Source organism: Pseudomonas sp. CC120222-01a (genome assembly GCF_003097235.1).
Classification (GTDB): domain Bacteria; phylum Pseudomonadota; class Gammaproteobacteria; order Pseudomonadales; family Pseudomonadaceae; genus Aquipseudomonas.
Window position 1 is genome coordinate 1 of record NZ_QEQQ01000052.1, and the last position, 2,973, is coordinate 2,973.

The 2,973-nt window shown below is 56.7% G+C and carries 4 protein-coding genes and 3 tRNA genes; all 7 read right to left on the bottom strand.

Annotated elements, in window-relative coordinates; genetic code table 11:
* Positions 1-122, bottom strand: a 122-nt coding sequence (locus tag N430_RS29105) for a GTP-binding protein (RefSeq protein ID WP_252989760.1), incomplete at its 3' end; no start/stop codon positions are given.
* 79 nt (positions 123-201) lie between these two features.
* Positions 202-277 (bottom strand) — tRNA-Thr (locus N430_RS29110).
* Between the two features lie 29 nt (positions 278-306).
* Positions 307-380, bottom strand: a tRNA-Gly gene (locus N430_RS29115).
* Positions 381-404: 24 nt separating this feature from the next.
* Positions 405-488 (bottom strand) — tRNA-Tyr (locus tag N430_RS29120).
* A gap of 153 nt (positions 489-641) precedes the next feature.
* Complete coding sequence (locus tag N430_RS29125; protein WP_110640016.1) at positions 642-1,067, bottom strand: hypothetical protein; 426 nt, start codon at positions 1,065-1,067, stop codon at positions 642-644.
* 7 nt (positions 1,068-1,074) lie between these two features.
* Positions 1,075-1,824, bottom strand: a complete 750-nt coding sequence (locus tag N430_RS29130; RefSeq protein WP_110640015.1) for a pantothenate kinase — start codon at positions 1,822-1,824, stop codon at positions 1,075-1,077.
* A complete protein-coding gene (birA, locus tag N430_RS29135; RefSeq protein ID WP_110640017.1) occupies positions 1,814-2,773 on the bottom strand; it encodes a bifunctional biotin--[acetyl-CoA-carboxylase] ligase/biotin operon repressor BirA in 960 nt (319 codons plus the stop codon). The genes N430_RS29130 and birA overlap by 11 nt, the downstream gene beginning before the upstream one ends.
* Between the last annotated feature and the right edge of the window lie 200 nt (positions 2,774-2,973).

Sequence of the window (2,973 nt, forward strand, 5' to 3'; positions counted from 1 at the left end):
CCGAAAACTTCGGAGCAGACGCGAGTCAGAGCTGCGGTCAGAGTGGTCTTACCGTGGTCAACGTGGCCGATAGTGCCGACGTTAACGTGGGGAAGGGAACGATCAAACTTTTCCTTAGCCATCGATACAATCCTCCGCAGAAGAAAATAGTCTTACGCTGATAAAACAAAGGCAGATATTTTCATATCTGCCTTGTTTATATGGAGCTCTTGAGCGGATTTGAACCGCTGACCTCACCCTTACCAAGGGTGTGCTCTACCAACTGAGCTACAAGAGCGAAACACTTTGCGCAAAATCCAGCAAACTTGGAGCGGGTAGCGGGAATCGAACCCGCATCATCAGCTTGGAAGGCTGAGGTTCTACCACTAAACTATACCCGCGGAGCTTGCGGCTCTCGCTAAAACTGGTGGAGGGAGAAGGATTCGAACCTTCGAAGCTCTCGCAACGGATTTACAGTCCGTCCCCTTTGACCGCTCGGGAATCCCTCCAGATGTGGCCGGCATTCTATGTGTCTGCCGTCCTAGTGTCAAGCTTTTTTTCAAATTTTTTCAATCAAATCTGAAACTTAGCTGCTTTGACACTCGCTTCCAGTTCTGCCACCTGAGTGGTGTTCCCTGTGAAGCGGGCGCCATTCTATCAAGCTATTCGCCAGTTGCAATACCCTGGCAGAAAATAATTTTACGTTTTAAGTCTTTGAAATCGTTGGAAAGAGTCTCGAGGACGGTTTGGTCCAGCAAACGCTCGCTTTCCGGGGAAATCTTGAGCCAGAAACCTTCGGCTCCAGGCAGCTGCCCAGACACCGGCGCAGCATTGATGTCCAGGCTCAGCAGGCGTTGTCGCAACGCATCGAGCTGATCGCGCGCAACCAGGCCACCCACTACCAGGCATTCATCACGGCGCCGGGCCGGTGCAGACGCCCCGGTTTCCTTGAGCAGGCGTATCTCTTGCTGATTACCTTTGTACAGCGACAATGGCGCGACGTCCTTCGCCTTCAGCGGGGCTTCCTGTTGGTGCCAGACGTAATAGAAGACGTTGAGCACCAGCAACAGCAGAAACAACCAACGCATAAGCACCTCAGTCCAGTGGACAGGCCATGGCCAGGCCGACAAATACCAGGTCAGGGACGACCCTGGCCTGTGGCACCGCTTCTCGCACCAGCGGAGCATCCCCTCCCGTCAGGAACACCGTGAAGTCTCCGCCCCACAAGGCCTGAGCCTGCTCAAGCTGAGTGCGTGCAAAACCTTGCAGCATCAATACACAACCGCGCTCTACCGCCTCTACAGTGGAGCGCCCTGGCGCAAGGCTGCTCAAGGCGCGCTCAGCCGAAGCGTCGTCATAGCGAATACGGCGGGTATGCGTGCGCAGCTGGCTACGCATCAGCGGCATGCCTGGGCAGATGTAGCCACCCAGGTGCTCGCCTTCGGCCGAGACAAAATCCGCCTTGGCCGCGGTGCCCAGGTCAATGACCAGGCATGCGCCCTTGGCGAGATGGAACGCACCCAATGCCGCCAGCCAGCGATCCATGCCGAGACGCTGGTAGTCGTCATAACCATTGCGTACACCTGCCATCTCCTGCGCAGGCTCGGCAACACGGGCAACGACTGCAAAAGCCTTGGCGATCAGCGCACAGAGGGCTGCGGTTTCATCCTCGCTACGCACACTGACGATTCGACAGCCCGTAAGGCGCAATGACGGGAGCGCCGCGACCTCGCCTACCAGTGCCTGGTCCGAATCGACGATACCACCCCCGACAATGGTGGCGTCGGCAGCGTGAATGACACGCCACTTGATGAAGCTGTTACCGCAATCGAGCTCAAGAATCATCACGCAACCTCAAACTGAGCTCACCACCACTGAAGCTCTTTTCCACACCGTCGACCTCAAGGCGCAATCCGCCCTGCCCGTCCACGCCCAGCACGACACCATCGATACGCGTGGTACCTGCGATGAGAAATACATTACGCCCCTGCCACAGATGCGCCTGCTCCCACTCTTCCTGGAACGCTGCAAAACCGTAGCGCCGATGACGGGCCAATTCATGTTGCAACTGCTGACTGAGCATGGCCACCAGCCGGTTGCGATCAATTGTCACACCGACTTCACGCCGCATCGAGGTCCACTGCTGATCGACCTGCTCATTGGCCTGCATGTTCACATTGATACCAATGCCGAGCACGACATGGCAGACGTCTGCGGGGTCGCCCACAAGCTCAAGGAGAATACCGGTGATCTTCTGCCCACGAACCAGAACATCGTTGGGCCACTTCAACCCCACGTCCTTTACGCCAAATGCCTGCAGCGTTCGCATCACGGCCAACCCGACCACCAGGCTGAGACCTTCGAGCTGACGCATGCCGCCATCAACACGTAGAACCAGGCTGTAGTAGAGGTTTTCTGCAAATGGACTTATCCACATGCGACCGCGTCGACCACGACCAGCACTCTGGCGCTCTGCAAGAACCAGGAATGGCGCTGACTTCCCCTCGCCGGCCAGGCGCAAGCCTTCGGCATTGGTCGAATCAATGGTTTCATGGATGAATACGGGCCAGCGCTCACCTTCGGTGAACTCTTCGATCGCTTGCGCATCGAGCAAGCTCAGCGGCGCGGCCAACTGGTAGCCACGCCCACGAACCTTATGAATGGTGAGGCTCAGCTCACTTTCCAGGTGTTGCAGCTGCTTCCAAACGGCGCTGCGACTTACCCCGAGGGCTGCCCCCAAGGCTTCTCCGGAATGGAACCGGCCATCCTTGAGGAGATTCAACAACTTCAGCATGCCAGTCTCGACTTGGAATAAGGCTGGCATGATAGCTAGGGGTCGTTGGCTTGCATAGGAAAAGGGCTGGGGGTAACCGCCACAAGCATCGAGTATTTCGGCCAGGAAAGACAAAACCCCTACCTGCATGTGCAGATAGGGGTTTTGCGAAATGAATCTTGACGATGACCTACTCTCACATGGGGAAACCCCACACTACC

What these genes read in the sequence shown, in the direction of transcription:
- N430_RS29125 (WP_110640016.1), bottom strand. Translation starts at nt 1,067, where the DNA reads ATGCGTTGGTTGTTTCTGCTGTTGCTGGTGCTCAACGTCTTCTATTAC.
- N430_RS29130 (WP_110640015.1), bottom strand. Translation starts at nt 1,824, where the DNA reads ATGATTCTTGAGCTCGATTGCGGTAACAGCTTCATCAAGTGGCGTGTC.
- birA (WP_110640017.1), bottom strand. Translation starts at nt 2,773, where the DNA reads ATGCTGAAGTTGTTGAATCTCCTCAAGGATGGCCGGTTCCATTCCGGA.